The organism is Rummeliibacillus pycnus (genome assembly GCF_044359855.1).
Classification (GTDB): Bacteria; Bacillota; Bacilli; order Bacillales_A; family Planococcaceae; genus Rummeliibacillus; species Rummeliibacillus pycnus_A.
Map to the genome: position 1 here is coordinate 2,872,661 of NZ_CP132291.1, position 21,273 is coordinate 2,893,933.

The following is a 21,273-nucleotide window of genomic DNA, read 5'->3' on the forward strand; positions in this document are numbered from 1 at the left end:
ATAAATAATGACTGAAATAAAACAACGTATATTAATGGATAAAGAAGCACCAAACCGTTCGACTAAGATTGTTAATGGTCGTTCTTCTAATATATTAAACTGGGATGATGTTCGTTTTAGTTGGGCATATCCCAAATATAAAAAGATGCTAGGTAATTTCTGGACACCTTTTGAGATTAATATGAGCAATGATATTAAACAATTTCCACAGCTAACAGCAGATGAAAAACAAGCATTTAAGAAAATTATTGGTTTACTAGCACTACTTGATAGTGTTCAAACAGATTATGCAGGTCGTATTGCAGATTATCTAACAGATTCAAGCATTAATGCATTGATGATTATTTTGGCACAGCAAGAAGTGATTCATAACCATTCTTATTCTTATATATTATCCAGTCTTGTTTCAAAAGATGAACAGGATGAAGTATTTGATTTTTGGCGTACCGAACCTGTGCTGGAAAAACGCAATGATTTTGTTATTAAAGGATATAAACAATTTGCAGAAGAACCAACTGTTGAACATATGCTAGATTCAATTGTTTATGATGTCATTTTAGAAGGCTTATTCTTCTACTCAGGATTCTCTTTCTTCTATCACTTAGCACGCAATCAAAAAATGGTTGCAACAAGCACAATGATAAACTACATTAATCGCGATGAACAATTGCATGTTGATTTGTTCGTCAAAATATATAAAGAATTGTTGGAAGAATACCCAGAGTACGATACGCCAGAACGTGCCGAAAAAGTAGAAATGATCTTCCGTGAAGCAGCAGAACTTGAAATTGAATGGGGAAGAGAAGTAATTGGCGATAAAATAGATGGTTTAGATGTTGAAGATATAGAGGATTATATTTACTTTTACGCAAATGTTCGTTGTACACAACTAGGTTATGAACGACCTTTTGAAGGCTACCGCAAAAATCCAATGAAATGGATTAAAGCCTATGAAGATGTTGACCTAGGCAAAACAGATTTCTTTGAACAACGCTCACGTCAATATGTAAAAGTGAATGTTCAAGATAATGGGTTTGATGAATTGTAATTAACATCGTTTTCGTATCAATGAATAGATGTAAACTTAGCCAATAGAGAAAATGCCGTGTTTATCATATTTTTGATCTACGCGGCATTTTTATTGCGCTTGGTGGGCGGCTTCCGTAATGGAATGACATGATTCCAGTGATTAATAGCAATAGAACAAGAGAATTCTAGTTAAATACAAGCTAATATTTTCCATATTCGTGTAGATGCATTTAGTTTCTTTCACTCTGCTTAAAAACGATCAAGGTATAAGTTTAAAATTAGAGCTCCAGCGGCTACAATGAAAATCCCAACGCCCATAACAAAAAAGAAAGTCCCTTTTAAGTTTGCTTCTGGTTGTTTTTTCTCTCCCATGAATAAGCCTCCCTTTAACCTGTTATTTCTAACGATTTCTTAGCATACAGATTACCCATATAAGCAAAGATTAATTCTGTTGAACTAATTTTGGTAAGGATAAAAACGTCTGAATTGAAAAAAAGGAGTATTGTTTGAATGGAGGAATGCCTTTTATATTGAGACTTAATATCCTTGAGGTCGATACAATTTGGCTTTTTATGGATTGGGATCTTATTTCATGGATTGAACTTTAATTTTCGTCCATTAATAAAAGGAGTTATCCTTTTAGGACAACTCCTTCAATAACAATACAGATAACCCTCCTCAGTCGAGGGAAAAAGGGCGACCGTATTTAAATTAGTTATCACTGAAAATGTTAAATAGCCCTCCAATGCCTTTTTCGTCTGCTGATGAACCTCCTATAGTTCCTGGGGCTGCTGCGAATACTCTGCTTGCTAAACGGCTGAATGGAAGGGATTGAATCCATACAGTACCTGGTCCGCTAAGTGTTGCGAAGAATAAGCCTTCACCGCCGAATAATGCTGTTTTAACGCCTCCAACAGCTTCAATGTTGTAATCGACTGAACCAGTCATTGCAACAAGACATCCTGTATCAACGCGAAGTTTTTCTCCTGGTTGTAGATCTTTTCGGACAATTGTACCGCCAGCATGAATGAATGCCATACCATCGCCTTCTAATTTCTGCATGATGAAACCTTCACCACCGAAGAAACCAGTACCTAATTTTCTCTGGAATTCGACACCGATTGAAACCCCCTTTGCAGCCGCAAGAAAGGCATCTTTTTGACAGATAATTTTGCCGTCAAATACACTTAGATCCATAGGGATAATTTTCCCTGGATAAGGTGCTGCGAAAGAAACATGTTTTTTCCCCATACCTTCATTTGTGAATGTTGTGATAAATAGACTTTCGCCTGTGATTAAACGTTTACCAGCGCCCATTAATTTACCCATAAAGCCACTACCACCGCTTTGTGAACCATCCCCAAATACAGTTTCCATATGAATACCGTCTTCCATCATCATCAGTGAGCCTGCTTCAGCAACAACAGTTTCGTTTGGATCCAATTCTACCTCGACAAATTGCATATCATCACCATGTAATTTGTAATCAATCTCATGATTATTCATATTATTTTCCTCCGAATCGTATAATCTGTTCAGTATAAGTATAAATACGACAAGCAAAATAAAAAAGTTTCAACTTTTATTAATTTATGAGAGATGAGTAAAAAATAACCTTAGATAAATGAAGGATATTTTTGCGTCATGTAGAAATATTATTAGTTAATAGAGCAATTTAATGCATTGAGTGAGGAGGGTATACATTAGTACCCAACTAAAGAATTATTTGGGGCAATTTCAGACATTAGAGAATGAGAAGGGTGGAGGTGTATTTAATCTAGCGAGTGGACAGGAGCTATTTTTGATGGGGTTGGATTGCCAAAAGGTATAGCCAATGTTGTCTTTGGTGCAGGAAGTGAAGTTGGTACAACTTTGAGCGAGCATCCAGGTGTCAAAGTGATCTTTTTTACAGGTTCAACGGCAACTGGCAGAAAAGTAGCAGAACTTGGTGGACATCATTTGAAGAAAGTATCTCTTGAGATGGGTGGCAAAAATGCTGTTATTGTTATGGATGATGCAGATTTAGATCTTGCAGTAGAAGTTGTTTTATAGAGTGCAGTTGGTATAGCAGGGCAGCGTTGTACAGCATGTAGTCGTGTTATTGTGCATAAAGATATTAAAGAGGAATTGGAACAGGCCTTCTAGAAGCAATAGAGCAATTAACAATTGGGGACGGTCTCGATGAATATAAAAATTAATTCAGTCATTAATAAAGCGGCATTATACAAGATTAATAGTTATGTAGAAATTGGCCAATAAGAGTGAGTAAAACTACTTACTGGAGGCGAATTTTTAAAAGAATCTCCAATTGATCAAGGCTATTTTTACAAACAAACGTTGTTCACAGATGTACCCCAGATGCGCGTATTTCTCAAGAGGAAGTCGTATCACTTATTTCGGTAACTAGTCTAGTGAAAGCGATTACCGTCAACAATAGTGTTCGATATGGCCATTCCAGCTCTTTTTTACAAAGGATATCAATAAAGATTACCAAGCACAACGCGATTTAGATACGGGGATTGTTTATGTAGATGCAGGTACAACTGGTGCTGAAATACACCTGCCTTTTGGCGGAACAAAAGGAACTGGTAATGGTCACAGGAATTCTGGAATTGCTGTATTGGATGTCTATACAAAATGGAAAAGTATTTACATTGATTACAGTGGTAAATTACAACGTGCACAAATCGATACAGAATAATCACATGAGGGGGAGTACAGTATGAAAATTGCAGTATTAGGTGCTGGTTTAATGGGGAAAGAAGTTGCTCGTGATTTAGTGAAAAACCACAATGTTGAAAAAGTTTACTTGGCAGACTTAAATGTAGCACAAGCACAGCAATTTGCAGATACACTTCATACCAACAAAATTGAGGTACTACAATTAGATGCAACAAATGACCAGCAACTTAAAGTTGTGATGTCTAAAGCAAATGTTGTGGTCAATGCATTATTTTATAAGTTCAATGAAAAAGTAGCACGTACAGCAATTGAAGTTGGGGTTCACTCAGTTGATTTAGGGGGACATATAGGTGGAGTAACAGATGAAATATTAAAATTAAACAATGCAGCTAAGGCGAAAGGTATTACAGTTATACCAGATTTAGGCGTTGCACCAGGTATGATTAATATCTTAGCAGGTTTTGGTTCTTCCAAATTAGATCATGTAAAATCCATTAAAATCTATGTAGGTGGTATTCCGGTCGTAAAAGAGCCACCTTTAGAATATAATGTTGTTTTTTCATTAGATGGTGTTTTCGATCATTATACAGACGTTTCTCATGTTGTACGCAATGGGAAGTTATGTGAAATTCCGTCATTATCTGAAATTGAACCATTTTACTTCAAAGGTTTTAGTGGATTAGAAGCCTTCCATACTTCAGGTGGGTTATCAACACTAGCACACACTTACTCAAATGTTCAAACATTAGAATATAAAACCGTTCGTTATACTGGACATGCAGAAAAATTTAAACTACTTGTTGATTTAGGTTTAACAAGTAAGAATACAGAGGTAACCATTAACGGAACAACGGTTAAGGCTCGTGACGTATTACGTGAAGTATTGCAAAGTAAAATTAAGCTTGGTGATAAGCAGGATGTGGTATTACTACGCGTTGTAGTAAGTGGGGAAAGTAATGAAGAAGCAGTAACTTATGAATATGAGATGGTTACCTACAGAGATCAAGATAATAACGAAACGGCCATGGCATTAGCAACAGCGAACACCATTTCAGTAGTCGCACAATTAATAGGTGATGGTACTATTACTGACAGAGGGGTATTTCCTCCAGAAAAAATTGTACCAGGAGAGGAATACATTCGTGAAATGCAACATCGTGGTGTTGCCATTAGAGAGACAAAGCATCGCTCTACTAACATCGTTAAGGGGTAAGGATGATAATTACCGAGAATAAGTAATATCGCAATTAGCCCGTCGCTTTACAGTTTACTAAATAGATGAAGCATTCAAGAAATTACATTGCAATAAAAAGGGGCATCTAAATGTTCAAGTTGAACTTTTCGATACCCTTTTTGGATTATTTCTTTTTAGTTTCGTTTAATTCTGAAACAGTTACAAATGAATAACCCTGTTTTTCAAGATAAGTAATGACTGCATCGAGCCCATCTGCAGTTGGCATATGGATATCGTGCATTAAAATAATAGCCCCTGGATAAGTTTCCTTTTTAACATATTCCAACAACTTTTGAGAATTATGATGTTCCCAATCCCTTGTATCTACACTCCATAAAATGACGGGCAATTTCGTTTGAACGCGAACTCTGTTGTCAACAGACCCATATGGCGGTCTAAAGAGAGTAGGATTATGGCCAGTTGCTTTCTTTATAGCTACACTTGTTTTTGTTAACTGGCTCTTAATTTGTGCATTTGTTAGATTCTTTAAATTAGGGTGTGAATACGTATGATTTCCAATTTCATGACCTGCTTCTTGAACTTGCTTTGCCATCTTAGGGTTTGCATTAACTTGAGAGCCAACCATAAAGAATGTTGCTTTAATATTGTGCTTTTTCAAGATTTTTAAAACTTTTGGTGTTACAGTGTCACTAGGACCGTCATCAAATGTTAATGCTACTAATTTATTGGCTTTTTTCTTAACTGGCTTTCTCACTTCTACTTTAAACGGCTTTGCCAGTATACTATTAATAGATGATAAAGGAATATTAATCTTCTTTATTTGTTTACTATCTTTGGATAGTTTACTGCCATCGAAGTAAACAGTATATGTTTTGTCGGTAAGAGAATAGTCTTCAAAGTTTACCCAAATAGGTTTTAAATTTTCTTTAACGGCTGAAGTAGTTGTTAACTTTTTCAAATCTGGATCATTACTCATTTGTGTTTTCACTGCTTCTGATAAAGTAGTAAGATTTTTTTGAGATTGAATAACATCTTGAAGTAAAATTTGCTTATTATTTTTCTTATCATACATAAAAGTTTTTACATTTTTTTGTTTAGGGCCTATACCTGTGTATATAGTTTGTGTTAAAACAAATGAGTAGTAGTTTTTTTTATGTACGACGGTTTTATAGGTAATGTTAAGACTGCCAACTAAAGTGTCATCATTATGAAGTAATACTTCCATATCTTTTAAATATTGATCGCGAACTTTATGTATGGTATCTGTTACTGATTGATTGAATACTTTATTAGTTGTTTTGGGATATTGGATAGTATAAGGTGCATTTTTATTGGTTGATTTTTCTGTCACAATATATATACCATCGTATTTTGACTTTTCCTTCACAATGTCTGATGAAGCAGCTAATGCGATATTATCAGAATTGTTGGAAGAAGCCGTTCCATCTCGTGTAGTAACTAAAAAAAGTGTTAAACCGGTTAGTGTCAGGATGGCACCTATTAATAGAAGGTAAAACCAACGTGGTTTCTTCTTTAGATGAATAGTAGTCACTTCCCAACTGCCTCCTTTATACTTGATGATTCCATTCTAACGTATTAGACATGGAAAAAGAGTAAAAAGTTTTAAAAATATTACATTTTGTTAAATTATTTTAAGAAAAGATAAATCTACGCATGAGGTGAGCGGAAAAATGATTGAAATAACACAAGAAGAATTAGCCATCGATTGTTTTCTTCTCGCAGGACGTATGCTCATTCAAAGTGGAGCGGAAACGTATCGTGCAGAGGATACGATGCTTAGAATGGCAAATTCACAAGGATTAACGGATGCCCAAAGCTTTGTGACACCTACTGGTATTATATTTTCTGCAGGACATAAACGTCCCACAAGAATTGCACAAATTTCGAGTCGTACAACAGACTTAGAAAAGATTGCACTTATTAATTCAGTTTCTAGAAAGTTAACTGCTGGTGTCATTACACTTGAAGAGGCTTATGAAGAGTTACTAAAGATTGAGCGTACAAATTTGTTTTTTCCTATTTGGGTTCAGGTTGTGGCCTCGGCAATTGCGAGTGGCTGCTTTTTAATTCTATTTAAAGGCACATGGATTGATGTCCCATTTGCTGTAATTACTGGAGGGGTTGGCTATCTAATCTTCTTAGCAATGCATTCGTTAACGAAGGTAAAGTTTTTTGCTGAATTTACAGGTTCTTTATTTGTGGGGTTACTATCGGTTTTATTTTATAAAATCGGATGGGGATATCAACTTGATAAGATTGTTATTGGTTCGGTGATGCCATTAGTGCCCGGGCTACCGATTGCAAATGCTGTACGTGATTTAATGGCAGGACATTTTGTATCTGGTGTTGCAAAAGGAATGGAAGCACTGCTTACAGCTTTTGCAATTGGTGCTGGTATAGCTCTAGCACTGTCTTTTTAGGAGGAATTTTATGGATTGGTTTGTTCAAGGTATTCTTAGTTTTATAGGGACTGCAGGGTTTGGCGTTATATTTAATGCACCAAAAAGGTTATTATTCCATTGTGGCTTAGTTGGTATGACTGGTTGGCTCATCTATTATGCTTTTATACAAAAGGGTGTAGATGCAGTTTTTGCTACATTCGCTGGAGCGTTCGTGATCTCAATTGTGGCCCATGTTCTTGCTCGACAATTTAAGACACCAATGATTGTGTTTAGTGTTGCTGGCATTATTCCTTTAGTTCCTGGAGGTCTAGCTTATAATGCAATGCGTACTATTGTAGAAAATGATTACGTTAAAAGTATTCAATATGGAGCAAGAGTATTTATTATTGCGGGTGCAATTGTAATGGGGCTGGTATTTGCTGAGGTATTTATGCAACTGATCTTTAATGAAATTCGTAAGAGAAAAGCAAATTTATCAAAGATGTCTTCATAAAATTCATATAAAAGCGATTGAATTTATATAAAATTGGATTCAATCGCTTTTTTGTATATTAAGTTCTGAGTGCGTGAAGAAAAAACTATGAGTGGATTTTCACTTTATAATAGCTTTTCAACTTCTTTTGCCTCAATTGGGCGACTTATATGGTAACCTTGGATAGCATCGCATCCAAATTCTGTTAGGATATCTTGTTGTTCCTGTGTTTCAACACCTTCTGCCAATACACTCATATTAATTGATTTCCCAAATTGAATCATACCTTGGATCAGCATTTGACTTTTAGGTTGATATTGAATAGTTGAAATAAATGTTTGGTCAATTTTGATTTGAGATAATGGCAATAGTTGCATATAACGGAATGAAGCATAGCCTGTTCCAAAGTCATCAAGTGCAAATACAATTCCCTCATTTTGCAATTGTTTCATTTGTTGTATGATGGAAGTTTCTGCTTCTGCTTCTAATGCAAATTTTTCTGTTATTTCAATATGAATCAATTCAGCTGGACAATCGGTGTCTTCAAGTATTCGGCGTACTTGTTTAACCATATTTTTATCACGGAACTCACGTACAGATGAGTTAATGCTTACTTTTAAATCTATTCCTTTTCTATGCCATGCAGCCGCTTGTAAACATGCTTGTTCTAACATAAAGGAACCAATATCATTGATTAATCCCGTTTCTTCAGCGATAGGAATTAATACCTCTGGCGAAACTGTACCAATTTCTTCATCTTCCCAACGAACTAAAGCTTCTACTGTTGTAATTTTTCCTGTTTTTAAATCCAACTGCGGTTGATACAAGACTTTTAGATCTTTTTTGTCTAATGCTACAAGAAGACGTTTTTCGATAACAGACTTTTTATGCAACGCTTTATGATCTGCTTTCGTAAGGCTTGAGATACTGCCGCCACCTTCAGATTGTACTTTTTGAATTGCAGCATACGAAGCTTTCATTAAATGAGTAAATGAAATCTGATCATCTGGATACTTTGTAATACCTCCGCTAATGGAAAGAGGTAAAGTAGAATTGTTTATATATATTGGGTGCTGATCTAAATATGTAAGGAAGCCTTGAATAAACCATTCGCCAAGTGGTGTTAACACAACAAATTCATCAATGCTAACACGTGCCATAGAGCTGTCTTGGAAATACATTTTCATACGTTGTGTAAATTCTTGAAGTAATACTTGTTCAGCTTGATCGTCATATAATTCTTTTAAAGAATAGAATTTATCAATACTAAAATAGACAAAAGTAAAATGATGATCTTCTGAAATCATTGTATTGACGATTTGTTCTAAACGATAGCGATTCATTAGACCTGTTTCTTGATCAATATATGCGATTTTTTCAAGTCGATTTTGTAATCTTTTTTTATCAGTAATATCGTTTTCTAACAAGATAAAATTGGAAGGCTTTTTTGAAGAAGTGAAAATAGGAATCGCTGTTAAGTCTACCCAATAGGATTGACCATCTTTTGTGATTTTTTCAGCTTCGCCTTTCCACTGTTTCCCATTTTGTAAAGATTTCCAAATTGCATCTGCTATCACAGAGCTTTCAGGAGTTTGAGGGAACATTTGCCAAAATGTTTTTCCAATTATTCTTTTTGGTGTCCATTTGCTATATTTTAAAAATAAATTATTTGCATATGTAATTAAACCTTCAGGATCTATAGACAGCATCATAAATGAGGATTCTAAGCCATCTCGGATACTTGTAAACTCATTAAACGATAATAAGTCTTGTTGTTCCTCTGTTCCTAGGTTAAATTGACAGTAAATATAGCGGTTATTATCAATTGTAAATGCTTTTAAAGTCATTGGTGTATTGACAATTTCACCTTTTTTAGTGGAGAAAGTTATTGATTCAAGGTGCAGAGGATCTGCAGAATGAACAATTTTTTTCCATAAGTCTTTATAAAAATAGGTTCTTTCCTCTTCGATAAATGGAATAAAATTCCCTAGTACTTCTTCTGCACAATAGCCGAATGTCTTTTCTGCTTGACGATTCCAAGCTAGAACAATGCCCTCTGGATTTAAAATCATCATGGGATATGGCATTTGGTTCAATATAGGATTAGCAGTTTGAAAAATTGTTTGAATGTCATACATGAATTCTACGTCTCCTTGAAATTACTATACTTACTATTATAGTAAATAGTGAGTAATAAGTCATTAGTAATAGATAATCAAGTAAAAATTATTTATTTAGGATAAATGTATATAAAATTAAAAAAATCTAATAAAATTTTGGAAAATACAGTAAGATGTATTCCCAAGAAGAGATGAAATAGTGGATAATACAACATCTAGAATAAAAGGAATTGTAATGATCGTATCAGGTACAATACTTTGGGGAGCAACTGGAACCATGATGGAATGGGTTTTGACAAATAGTGACCTAACAGTATCATTCATGTTAACGAATCGATTATTTTTTGCTGGATTATCATTGTTTTTTGCTTATAACAAAAACAATGATATTACGTCTATTTGGAAACATTCTGTATGATGGAAAAACTAGTTATATTTAGCATCGTTGGCATGTTAGGTATCCAATATACGTTTGTTGAGGCAATTAATGCCAGTAGTGCGGTCTTAGTAGCGCTGCTACAGTTTTTGGTACCAATCTTTGTCGTGCTGTTTGTTTCATTTACAAACAAGATGCTACCACCAAAGTACCAAGCGTTTGGGGTGTTAGGTACTTTAGTTGGTTTATTTTTATTATTAACTAATGCCTCTTTCGATAAAAAAACAATTTAAATGCTTTAGCTTTTAGGGATGGCTTATAAGTGGGGGAATTCACTTACGAGACATCTTTTTTAATAGCCTGTATTATTCATACCTTCACCGTAAATCATATGGATAAACTGAAGAAGTAGATTAAAACTATATTGTTATTTTGCCATTGTTATAACCTATAGAGAAATGGGTTCTTGACTAACTTAATAAATTTTATAGAAGTGGATAGGAACTGTGAAACTCCTGCCGGAAAACAAGCAAGAAAGGCCCAACAGCGAAGCGAATACACATTTAATGTTGAACAAATCAGGACAATCATCTTTGTTTGTCTTTTAGAAAATAATCTATGAATAATCTAGGGTAAACTTCTTTATTTCGGGTTGCGAATATATCATAATTAATGAAAATTAACTTTAGCTAAAAAGTTGAAAGGGGGAATATATATTGAAGACAATCTTTCAATACATAAAAACATATAAAGTGCCTGCATGTATTGCCCTTATGTTGATGTTCGTCGAACTAGCTGTTGAGCTTGCACAACCATTACTAATTCGAAAAATTATTGATGAAGGAATTGTAGCAAAAGACGTTCATACCGTAGGGGTATGGGGAGCTATTATGTTAGCATTAGCTTTTCTAGCATTTATTGCTGGCATCTTAAATTCCTTTTTCTCAGGATATGCAGCGCAGAATTTTGCATATGATTTACGTAATGCCTTGTTCAGAAAAGTACAGTCATTTACTATGACAACTTTTTTACGTTTTCCTTCTTCCGGATTGATCACAAGGATGACGAATGACGTAACACAGGTTCAACAAGTATTTTTTATGAGCTTACGAATTATGCTACGTGCGCCATTAGTTGTAGTTGGTAGTTTAATTATGGCATTTTATGTTGATGCATCATTAGCTATGTACTTAGTTTTAGGGGTACCAATACTTGCAATCTTCATGTATTTGATGGTGAAAAAAAGTATAAGCCAGTTTGCAGCAGTACAGCGTAGAGTAGACAGAGTAAATCGGGTTATTCAAGAAAACCTACAAGCGATGCGCTTAGTAAAGGCTTATTTAAGGGGCTTATATGAAGCAAGTCGTTTTGAGAAAATAGCACATGCATTGAAAAAGGATACATCAAGTGCACTACGTTTAATGGAATATATTCAACCGATATTGTTAATTGTCATGAATGTAGCGATGCTAGCAGTTTTATGGTTTGGCGCAGAGCAAATTCAACATGAGCAAACTCAAATAGGAGATATTGCCGCAATTATCAATTACACAATGCGCATGACAGGGTCATTTTCAATGTTCGCATTTATCATTATGTTATTCTCTCGTGCGAAGGCATCAGCAGATCGAATGGAGGAAATTCTCCTTATAGGAAGTGGTGTTGAGGATGTCATTTCACATTCTAGTCTAGAGAAGCCATCTCAGAATGGCGAAATTACGTTTGAAAATGTTTCTTTTAAATATCCACAGACAGATCAGTATGTATTGAAAAATATTTCATTTACTTGTGGACAAGGTGAAAAAATAGCCATTATGGGGGCGACAGGTTCAGGGAAATCTACATTGCTACAGCTCATTCCTAAGTTTTATGACGTCAAGGAAGGAAGAATCTTAATTGATGGTGTAGATAGTAAGGAATGGAATGTAGAAAATCTCCGGCATGCGATTGGCTATGTGCCACAACGCTCTCTACTTTTTACAGGGACTATTTTCGACAATGTAACTTGGGGTAAAACGGATGCATCATTAGAAGAAGTAGAAAAAGCTTCAAAACAGGCACAAATTCATGATTCAGTGACGCATTTCCCGAATGGCTATCAAACGCGAGTAGGGCAAAAAGGTGTTAATCTATCTGGGGGACAAAAGCAAAGATTGTCAATTGCAAGAGCAATCTTACGTAAACCTGAGTTTTTATTGTTAGATGATAGTACAAGTGCTCTTGATATAAAAACGGAGTCTGCTTTGTGGGAAGCATTAGCGAATGAGCGAGCAACAATGCTTGTTGTGACACAAAAAATTCGCACAGCACAAGGAGCAAATCGAATCTTACTGTTAGAAAATGGAGTTGTATCTGCGTTTGGTACACATGATGAACTAATGAAAAGTTCAACATTGTATCAAAAAATTGCTCAGTCTCAGCAGGAACAGGGGGTGGAAAGTGATGATTAGATCGTGGCTACGTTCAATTAGTTATGAGCCTGTTCTTTCTAAGGAAGATATAAAGACTTCTAAAAAAAGAAAAGGAGCAAGAGCGAGCGATTGGCGAACAACATTAGGTGGCATTTGGAAAATTGTTGATGAGCAAAGAGGTTTATTAATTGTCGTATTATTAATGGTTATAGTAAGTTCTATTTTGTCATTATTGGGTCCTTATTTAATTGGTAAAATAATTGATGATCATATAATGAAAAGGGATTTTACCGGCTTAAAAACAATGATTGTAGGACTTGTGTTTGTATATATTGTTTTATCTATTTCGCTGTTTTTGCAAAACTATTGGATGATTGGAATAGCTCAACAAACAGTTTATCGTATGCGTTCAGGTTTATTCACGAAACTACAGCGATTACCAATCTCGTTCTTTGATAAAAGACAGCATGGTGAGTTAATGAGCCGTATGACGAATGATATGGATAATATTAGTTCTACTTTAAATAGTACGTTTATCCAAGTATTCTCCAGTGTTTTAACGCTAGTAGGGACTGTAATAGTAATGCTTACAATGAGTCCTTTACTGACTTTTATGACCATGCTTATTATTCCTATTATGTTTATCTCTACTCGATGGATAACAAGAAGGACAGGGAAATTATTCAAGGCTCAACAACAAGCATTAGGTGCACTCAATGGCATGATTGAAGAAACTATATCAGGACAGCGTGTTGTGAAAGCTTTCTCTCAAGAGCAACGTATGATTGATGATTTTGCAGAGAAAAGTAGTCATTTGCGTCGAGTGGGCTATTGGGCAAATGTCTATTCAGGAGCTATTCCAAAAGTGATGAATTTACTAAACAATGCAAGTTTTGCAGTGGTGGCAGGCGTGGGTGGACTTCTTGCTTTAAAGGGCTATGTTTCGATTGGCACAATAGTGATATTTGCAGAATATACTCGTCAATTTACGAGACCTTTAAACGATTTATCAAACCAATTTAATAATGTATTATCTGCAATTGCTGGTGCAGAACGAGTGTTTTCAATTATGAATGAGGCAGAAGAACAAGATGAATCCAAAAATGTTCCAATGCAAAAATTACAAGGTGATGTTAAGTTTGTGGATGTGTCATTTAAATATGAAGCAGAAGAAGAAAATCAGACAATTTCACATATCAATTTTCATGTGAAAAAAGGTCAAACAGCTGCTTTAGTCGGTGCTACGGGGGCTGGTAAGACAACGATTATGCAACTGCTTGCTCGTTTTTATGATGTCCAAAAAGGTCAAATTTTAATCGATAATCAGCCAATTCAAACATTCTCTCGTGAAAATATACGTAGCCAAATGGCCTTTGTCCTTCAAGAACCATTCTTGTTTGAAGCAACAGTAAAAGAGAATATTCGATATGGTCAACTAAGTGCGACAGATCATGAAGTGATCGAAGCAGCTAAAAAAGCAAATGCTCATGATTTTATCATGTCATTGCCACAAGGCTATGACACGTTTTTAACAGCAGACGGTGGAGAAATTAGTCAAGGACAAAAACAGTTATTATCCATTGCTAGAGCACTTGTAGCAGACCCATCGATCTTATTGTTAGATGAAGCAACAAGTAGTATTGATACGGTGACGGAATTAGAAATACAAGAAGCACTTGAACGTTTAATGGAAGGACGCACAAGTTTTGTTATTGCACACCGTCTAAACACTGTAAGAAAAGCCGATATCATTTTGGTTATGCTGCAAGGACAATTAGTAGAATCGGGTATGAGAAAAGACATTATTGCGAAAAAGGGGATATTCTATCAAATGCTACAACAAGCAAGGTTGTAATAAAGTGAAGCTTCAATTAGTGGGGCTGGACTTTCCATTAATATGTGTAAAAGAGCTGTTTATAAGCAAATAGTTTGCTTATAAACAGCTCTTTCTTGAAAATAAATACTTAGGTGGATTTAAGGTTTTGCAACGTTTTTGAACCGGAAATTACCCATCAATAGAGTTGAATAAGGCATAAATCGCTTCATAACGATCGAAATAATGAGTGGAATAATTAGGCATATCAATGTATAACCTAATAATTCATACTCTATAAAGTCATTCATAAATTTATCAACCGAAATGTGTAGATACATGATTGTAATGGAATGCATTTCGATGAATTCTAATGCCTTTAAGCGAATATACTTCGTGACAAATTGGAAGAAACCAAAGATCACAATAAGAAATGCCATAGGAAGAACAATATCTAATATTGGATGACTATAACGAATAAATTTCATACTAAGGTGATAGTCTAATTCTTTATTCCAAGTCAGTCGCATAGCCATTAATACAATTGCTGTACATGTGATCCATAAAGGAAGACGTACATGTAAGAAGATTTCCTTTGCGTAGTAACCAATCGCAAAATAGACAACTGCAATCAATACCACATCTAAATTCCAAGGTATCATAATTGTTTGGGATGCTTTATCAACAGCTCCACCAACAATATTGACAACATAAAAACTTTCGAGCTGAGCAAGTACATAGCACAAACTTATGAATAGAGCTTGGTTTACTCGATTTAAATAACGTGTTACTAATAAGAATAAGATATAGGTGAAGAATAATGTAGTGATGAACCAAATAACACCATAAGAACCTCGAGCAAATCGTCCTCCAAATAGGATTGTAAGTAAATCATGCTTGTACCATTCTAAATCTGTGTTACCTGTCATAAATGCTATTGCGTAGCGGAAACATGTTATGATTATTAGGAAAAAAATATAAGGAATCATTAGCTGCATCGTTCGTTTTTTAATGGATTGAATCATTGCTGCATTAGAGTCTGCTGGTCTAAAAAATAAACCACTAAGAACAAAAAATGCAGGCATATGGAACCAGTAAATATATGTTAGTAAAGGAAAATCTAAATGTTTAGGATAATGTCCAATTACTACTAATATCATTAAAAAACCTTTTGTCGCATCGACCCAGGTTAATCGTTTTTTATTCATTACTTTTAAGCCCTCCAATGCGATATTCTATACCAATAGTCTTAGTCTGAAAAGTAGAAAAATGTAAAATTTTTATATCATTTATATTTCAAAATAATTACAGAATGGAGGACTTATGAATGGATATCTTTTTATCGAAAGCTTCTTATCCACTTGATAAGTTAACAATTCAAGAGTTAAAAGAGTTAATGCAAAATGCAAATACTATTGGGAAGCAGGACATCGCCCTATTAATGAATGCTGATAGTTGGAAAAACTATGAAAGCCAAGGATTAGTTGTTTTAGCATATAACGAACAAGAGCAATTATTAGGAGCACTTAGTGCGATGGATTTATTTGGTCTTAATACTTATGAATGGAGTGTAGTTGTACATTCTGACTATCGAAGACAAGGGATTGGTACAGCACTTGTCCAAGGATTTATTAAAGCTCTAGTTGAACGAGGTGCAACAGGTGACATGGGAGTGTCATTTAATGATGTTGCTGGACATCATTTTTTGCAACAACTAGGGTACGAATACAATTCTTCAGAAGCAACATTACAAGCGGATGCAGAATCATGTGAGATTTCTAAAGACATCCTTGTTCGCCCATTTATCAAACAAGATCGAGATATATTAGTTACACTAATGCATGATGGCTTTGGCGACATGTCTGAAGAAACAGATGAACTTATCAACTTTAATACGACCACAGCTGGACGAATGCTTAATATGGTAGAACTTAATCAACAAGTAGTTGCAACTGTTTCTATAGTAGAAAATGAAGTAGGTGTATGGATCACAGCTTTTACTGTTCAGCAATCACTAAGAGATCAAGGAATTGGCTCAGCTGTCTTACAATGGGCAAAAAATTATGCACATCAAAAACAACAACAAAAGGTTTTGTTGGATGTTGAAATTGATAATACGAACGCACTTAGTGTTTACCAAAAAGCAGGATTTACATCATTACAGCAAGTAGATTATTTTATTAAGAAATAATGTATTGATTTAAAAAAAATGGTGTGTGAAGGTTATGAAAATTGTTTGTTTCGGAGATAGTATAACTGCAAGAGAAGAAGGCTATCCAAAACCAATGTTAACGACAATGCTAGAGCAGAAATTAACAGAGCATCTTTTTATTAATGCAGGTGTTCGGGGAGATACGACAGTTACTGCGGTAGAACGTTTAGAAAATGATGTTTTAAAAAGGAATCCAGATTTGGTGACAATCTTATTTGGAGCAAATGACTCTGCAGCACATAAGTTAGTACGATTAGAGGATTATGAGGAGAATTTACGTTTTTTTGTTAAAAAAATTGGAGCAAAAAAGGTTATTTTAATTTCACCCGCTCCAGTTGATGAAGCATTGCAACCTCATCGGTCCAATGCGCGAATAAAAGCATATGGGGATACTGTAAAGAAAATTTCCGATGAAATAGGATGTAATTTCATTGATTTTTTCTCAGCTTTATATGAACGGTCAAATTATAGAGAGATTCTTATTGGAATCAAAAATGATGGTCTTCATTTTGGGGAAGAGGGTTATCAACTCTTATCCAATATGATTGCTAAAGAAATTCGCATTCTTGAAAAAGGAGTAGCCGAAAAATATTAATAAAGTGAAATATTATTCAGAGGGGATTTTCTTACCCCCTTTGAGTATCAATAGGACCAACTTATTTTTTTGTTGATTGCTTGCTGATGGAAAGTGTTAGTCTGTAGCGGAACATCCAAATCTGAAGAGTGAAAAATTAATGTGTTGAAATGTTCGTATTTAAAAATCGAAAATAGATTTATGAAATTGATTCAATTATAAAAAAGTAGTCATAAATCAAAAATTTTCTTTATGCATCATACATATATTGGGGTTTACTACATATTATAAAAATATAATTTACTTTTAGGGGGGATTTTATGAGACTACCCGCATTACAAAAAGTAGAAAGTGTGCATAAGAATTTAATCAGCCAAATCCTTTGTAAAATCATAGGACGAAGAGTAGGTAAAATCGATAGCCCCAAAAAACGTTATTATCCGGTTCCTTCTCGAAAGTAAAAAAAATTATGTTAAATCGAGGATCAGAGAAGTACGATCCTCGATTTACAAATAAGAAAAATAGTAATTTATATAATTGAAAAAGGGCTTGGGAAACTTTCGATGTTTCCAAGCCTTTTTTCTATTGTAATAAAAAATCCTCTTTTTTAGCAGCAACCAAATGCAATTCATGCATTGCACGGGTTAATGCAACATATAGGAGTTTGCGATCAATCGTTGTATCTCGAAATGGATCATCAACTGCTGCGATTATGACTGCATCAAATTCAAGGCCTTTCGCAAGGTGACTCGGTATAATAAGCAAAGCTTCTTGATCAATTTCGGATGTTTCTGATAATGTCTGCACATGTACCTTTGCTTTTTTCAAGATTTTAGTGGCTTTTTTAGCTTCCTCCGCTGTTTTACAAATAAGTGCAATAGAACGGTGTCCTTTATTTCTAATTTGCCCATAGATTTCAGCAATTTGAGTAGCATCAAATTGCGCCATTTCATGAAATATTGGTTCTTCACCATGGCGAACAACAGGTTCTACTAAAGGTAAATCTTCATCCATTTTCTCTAAAATACTGTTAGCGACAGCCATAATTTCAATTGTTGTACGGTAACTTTTTTGCAATGTCTTGTAGCTGGCACGTGGAAAAAGCTCACGAACAGGAGACCATTCTGTCAATGAACGATAACTATGAATTCCTTGTGCAAGGTCGCCCACCATTGTGAACATATCCGTTTCAAGACCCTCTTTTAAAGCTGCAAGTTGGAACAAACTATAATCCTGTACCTCATCGATAAATACAACTTTCATCTTCCATTCATCTTTTATGCCCTTAATTTTAGCTTGCAAATAGAATATAGCGGCTAAATCTTCTAAAGCCCATATTTCTTTTTTATGAGCTTCTTCAAAACGGTCATGTTCTTCTTTTGACCATTCCGATGCCAGTTCTTCTTGTAAAGATCGATTTGTTAAAAATTCACGATAGAGTGGTTTAATCTTGTATTTTTCAAATCGTTTCATATAGCGGGTAACTACAGTTTTTGCCTCTTTTTCAACTGCAGGAATTCGTTCATCTCGCTCATCAATCCATTTAGTTACAACTTCTTTACGCTTTACATCATCACGAATGCCAAATAACGCCTTATCTAATACTGCATCATACCGCTTTTTTAAAGTATAAAGTAGCTGCTTTCTCTTTTGTCGCACATGGTTTTGCATTACAGAACGAATTTTTGCAATTCTTTTTTCTAAAGATAAATAATTATAATCCTCTAAAAAAAGTCTACGTATATGTGAAGCTTTTAAAATACGATATTTTTCAATATAGACATCTTCAAATTGATCAGCAATTTCATGCTCAATTTTGGCGACATACCGCGCCATAATGTCACGGTATTCAAGTGTTCCTTTCATTTTTGAAACCCAGAGTGCAATTTCATCTATTGTATCTTGTTGTACTAACTTTTCAAGCTGCTCATTTGGATCTTGTAATTTCAGTTTCATATTCGTAGCATTTTGCACATACTCAGCATATGTCGTTTGGCAAATTTGACCAACGCCCAGTTCTGGCAAAACGTCAGCAATATAGTCGATAAATAATTTGTTCGGAGCTAAGATCATTAAATCTTGTGCACGGAAATGTTCGCCCATCGTATATAGAAAATAAGAAATTCTATGTAAGGCAATAGTTGTTTTACCACTACCAGCGGCACCTTGAACGAGGATTGGTTGTTTTAAGTGTGCGCGAATCACTTCGTTTTGCTCAGCTTGGATTGTTGAGACAATTTCAGTTAGACGAACATCTGCTTTTCCGGCTAATGCATCTTGCAGGAGCTCATCATTTGTAGTGAGGTCAATATCACGGACTTCAAGTAATCGTCCTTTTTCAATTTTATATTGTCGCTTGGAGTATAGGTGACCTTTATTTTCTTCGCCGTTTACTTCATATGTTAAATCACCAAGACGTCCGTCATAGTAGACATTAGCGACTGGTGAACGCCAATCGACAATAATAGGTTCTTGCGTTTCGCGGTCAAACAAGGATGTTTTCCCAATATATAATTTTTCAGCTGGCTCATTTTCTTTTTGAAAGTGAATACGTGCAAAATAAGGTTTTTGACGAATTGCTTCTAACCCTTCACGTTGATTTTTTGCCATATCGAAGAAGCGAGCATTCGTTAAAATATTTTGGTAACTCAAACTGGAATCTAAATAATCTAAATCAGCCATCGCAGTACGAATATTTTCTTGTGCGGTTTGCACATCACGTTTTGATTCATCTAACAACTTTTGCATATAATATTTTGTATAAGCTAAATGTTGCTCTTCTTCTTTAAAATCCGGATGTTGTGTCATGAAATCGCCTCCCGTATTTTCAAAGGGTAATAATTACTACTATACGCTTGTTATCATTTTAAATGAAGTTTAACGTTGTTTAAAAGTTTTAGGCGCTGTAGGATGGAAGGAACAAGTAAGAATTGTGGAGGAATAAGTCAGATGAATATATTTGCGCACCGTGGTGCATCGGGCACCTTTCCAGAAAATACATTAGTAGCATTTCGAGAAGCAGCAAGATTACCAATTTACGGTGTTGAACTAGATGTTCAGCGTACTAAAGATGGCGTGTTAGTGATTAATCATGATGAAAAAATTGATCGTACATCAACTGGCAAAGGCTATATTCGAGACATGACTTTTGAAGAGGTTCGTTCGTATGATTTTGGTTCATGGAAAGGTGAACAATTCGCGGGGGAGAAAATTCCAACCCTTGATGAAGTGCTTGATCTTTTTAAAGCAACACATCATATGATTAACATCGAATTAAAAACGGATGTTTTTGAATATCCAGGCTTAGAGGATGACGTGTTAGAAACAGTGAAATCTCATGACATGATGGAACGCGTATTATTTTCATCGTTTGACCATGAAATTGTAGAAAGAGTTCTTGCAAAAGCACCCTTCAATGAGGTTGGTGCGCTATTTATGAAAATTTTAGTTAATTTAGACGAGTATGGAAAAATGATTGGCACTAATGCACTCCATGTCTCACTAGTAGCTGCCAAACGTCGAGCTGTGAAGAAGGCCATAGAAGCTGGGAATAAAGTACGGGTCTATACGATTAACACACTTGAGGATTATGATCTAATGGAAGAGCTTGGAGTAGAAGCGGTTTTTACAGATTATCCCGAAAAAATGTACCGTCATGCCTATCGCAAAAGATACGAAAATTGAATAGAATTGTGAATTATAAGATTTTTCATTTTATAATTGGTGCTGTTAAATATCATTGTTGATGTTTGAAAGATGCCATTTTTTATAGGGAAATTAACAGTATTCATTAAAATTATAAGATGTTGAAGTAATGAAAATAATATCAATATAATAATTTCCGGAAGAAAACGACAGTTCGTTGCTGTCGTTTTTCGTTTTTAATTCATTTTTAATCTAATTTTAATTGTCTACTAAATACCTACTAAGATTCCTTTTATGTTGTTCTATTACAATAGGTGTATG

General features: G+C 34.9%; 18 protein-coding genes and 1 pseudogene. 13 read left to right on the forward strand and 6 right to left on the reverse strand.

What is annotated here, in order from left to right:
• The first annotated feature begins 7 nt into the window (after positions 1–7).
• Positions 8–1,048 carry a ribonucleotide-diphosphate reductase subunit beta gene (locus Q8X41_RS14180; RefSeq protein ID WP_397536917.1) on the forward strand — a complete coding sequence of 347 codons (1,041 nt, stop codon included), beginning with the start codon at positions 8–10 and terminating at the stop codon, positions 1,046–1,048.
• A gap of 230 nt (positions 1,049–1,278) precedes the next feature.
• On the opposite strand, the gene Q8X41_RS14185 is transcribed toward Q8X41_RS14180, so the two are convergent.
• Positions 1,279–1,401, reverse strand: coding sequence for a hypothetical protein (locus Q8X41_RS14185; protein ID WP_397536918.1), 123 nt, complete (start codon positions 1,399–1,401; stop codon positions 1,279–1,281).
• A 339-nt stretch (positions 1,402–1,740) separates the two neighbouring features.
• Positions 1,741–2,535, reverse strand: a complete 795-nt coding sequence (locus Q8X41_RS14190; RefSeq protein ID WP_397536919.1) for a TIGR00266 family protein — start codon at positions 2,533–2,535, stop codon at positions 1,741–1,743.
• Positions 2,536–2,826: 291 nt separating this feature from the next.
• On the opposite strand from Q8X41_RS14190, the pseudogene Q8X41_RS14195 reads away from it, so the two are divergent.
• Both Q8X41_RS14195 and Q8X41_RS14200 read left to right on the forward strand, forming a co-directional pair.
• Positions 2,827–3,730: pseudogene (locus Q8X41_RS14195) on the forward strand (aldehyde dehydrogenase family protein); the annotation flags it as partial.
• Between the two features lie 21 nt (positions 3,731–3,751).
• On the forward strand, positions 3,752–4,924 hold the full coding sequence (locus tag Q8X41_RS14200; protein ID WP_397536920.1) for a saccharopine dehydrogenase C-terminal domain-containing protein: 1,173 nt from the start codon (positions 3,752–3,754) through the stop codon (positions 4,922–4,924).
• A 145-nt stretch (positions 4,925–5,069) separates the two neighbouring features.
• On the opposite strand, the gene Q8X41_RS14205 is transcribed toward Q8X41_RS14200, so the two are convergent.
• Entirely contained in the window at positions 5,070–6,458 is a 1,389-nt protein-coding gene (locus Q8X41_RS14205) for a polysaccharide deacetylase family protein (protein WP_397536921.1), read from the reverse strand.
• Between the two features lie 139 nt (positions 6,459–6,597).
• On the opposite strand from Q8X41_RS14205, the gene Q8X41_RS14210 reads away from it, so the two are divergent.
• Together Q8X41_RS14210 and Q8X41_RS14215 are read left to right on the forward strand one after the other, a co-directional pair.
• Positions 6,598–7,347 carry a threonine/serine exporter family protein gene (locus tag Q8X41_RS14210; RefSeq protein WP_397536922.1) on the forward strand — a complete coding sequence of 250 codons (750 nt, stop codon included), beginning with the start codon at positions 6,598–6,600 and terminating at the stop codon, positions 7,345–7,347.
• Between the two features lie 10 nt (positions 7,348–7,357).
• Positions 7,358–7,822 carry a threonine/serine exporter family protein gene (locus Q8X41_RS14215; protein WP_397536923.1) on the forward strand — a complete coding sequence of 155 codons (465 nt, stop codon included), beginning with the start codon at positions 7,358–7,360 and terminating at the stop codon, positions 7,820–7,822.
• 104 nt (positions 7,823–7,926) lie between these two features.
• Here the strand turns inward: Q8X41_RS14215 and Q8X41_RS14220 are convergent, their stop codons facing one another.
• A complete protein-coding gene (locus tag Q8X41_RS14220; RefSeq protein ID WP_397536924.1) occupies positions 7,927–9,939 on the reverse strand; it encodes an EAL domain-containing protein in 2,013 nt (670 codons plus the stop codon).
• A 181-nt stretch (positions 9,940–10,120) separates the two neighbouring features.
• Between Q8X41_RS14220 and Q8X41_RS14225 the strand changes: the two genes are divergently transcribed.
• The 4 genes from Q8X41_RS14225 (at position 10,121) to Q8X41_RS14240 (ending at position 14,563) form a co-directional block, all read left to right on the forward strand.
• Entirely contained in the window at positions 10,121–10,339 is a 219-nt protein-coding gene (locus Q8X41_RS14225; RefSeq protein WP_397536925.1) for a hypothetical protein, read from the forward strand.
• Entirely contained in the window at positions 10,336–10,590 is a 255-nt protein-coding gene (locus tag Q8X41_RS14230; RefSeq protein ID WP_397536926.1) for an EamA family transporter, read from the forward strand. Before Q8X41_RS14225 ends, Q8X41_RS14230 begins: the two co-directional genes overlap by 4 nt.
• A 423-nt stretch (positions 10,591–11,013) precedes the next feature.
• Positions 11,014–12,747 (forward strand): ABC transporter ATP-binding protein, encoded by a 1,734-nt coding sequence (locus tag Q8X41_RS14235; RefSeq protein ID WP_397536927.1) that lies wholly within the window; start codon positions 11,014–11,016, stop codon positions 12,745–12,747.
• Entirely contained in the window at positions 12,740–14,563 is a 1,824-nt protein-coding gene (locus tag Q8X41_RS14240) for an ABC transporter ATP-binding protein (RefSeq protein WP_397536928.1), read from the forward strand. Before Q8X41_RS14235 ends, Q8X41_RS14240 begins: the two co-directional genes overlap by 8 nt.
• A gap of 119 nt (positions 14,564–14,682) precedes the next feature.
• Here the strand turns inward: Q8X41_RS14240 and Q8X41_RS14245 are convergent, their stop codons facing one another.
• A complete protein-coding gene (locus tag Q8X41_RS14245; protein ID WP_397536929.1) occupies positions 14,683–15,729 on the reverse strand; it encodes an acyltransferase family protein in 1,047 nt (348 codons plus the stop codon).
• Between the two features lie 119 nt (positions 15,730–15,848).
• Here Q8X41_RS14245 and Q8X41_RS14250 point away from each other — a divergent pair, with 119 nt between their 5' ends.
• From Q8X41_RS14250 to Q8X41_RS14260, 3 genes are all read left to right on the forward strand, one after another.
• Positions 15,849–16,712: a GNAT family N-acetyltransferase gene (locus Q8X41_RS14250; RefSeq protein ID WP_397536930.1), complete on the forward strand. Its 864-nt coding sequence runs from the start codon at positions 15,849–15,851 to the stop codon at positions 16,710–16,712.
• A 34-nt stretch (positions 16,713–16,746) separates the two neighbouring features.
• Entirely contained in the window at positions 16,747–17,328 is a 582-nt protein-coding gene (locus Q8X41_RS14255; RefSeq protein WP_397536931.1) for a GDSL-type esterase/lipase family protein, read from the forward strand.
• A 299-nt stretch (positions 17,329–17,627) separates the two neighbouring features.
• Positions 17,628–17,768, forward strand: a complete 141-nt coding sequence (locus tag Q8X41_RS14260; protein WP_397536932.1) for a hypothetical protein — start codon at positions 17,628–17,630, stop codon at positions 17,766–17,768.
• A 121-nt stretch (positions 17,769–17,889) separates the two neighbouring features.
• Here Q8X41_RS14260 and helD read toward each other — a convergent pair whose 3' ends face one another.
• A complete protein-coding gene (helD, locus tag Q8X41_RS14265) occupies positions 17,890–20,115 on the reverse strand; it encodes an RNA polymerase recycling motor HelD (RefSeq protein ID WP_397536933.1) in 2,226 nt (741 codons plus the stop codon).
• A 141-nt stretch (positions 20,116–20,256) separates the two neighbouring features.
• Between helD and Q8X41_RS14270 the strand changes: the two genes are divergently transcribed.
• Positions 20,257–20,991, forward strand: coding sequence for a glycerophosphodiester phosphodiesterase (locus Q8X41_RS14270; RefSeq protein ID WP_397536934.1), 735 nt, complete (start codon positions 20,257–20,259; stop codon positions 20,989–20,991).
• Positions 20,992–21,273 lie beyond the last annotated feature (282 nt).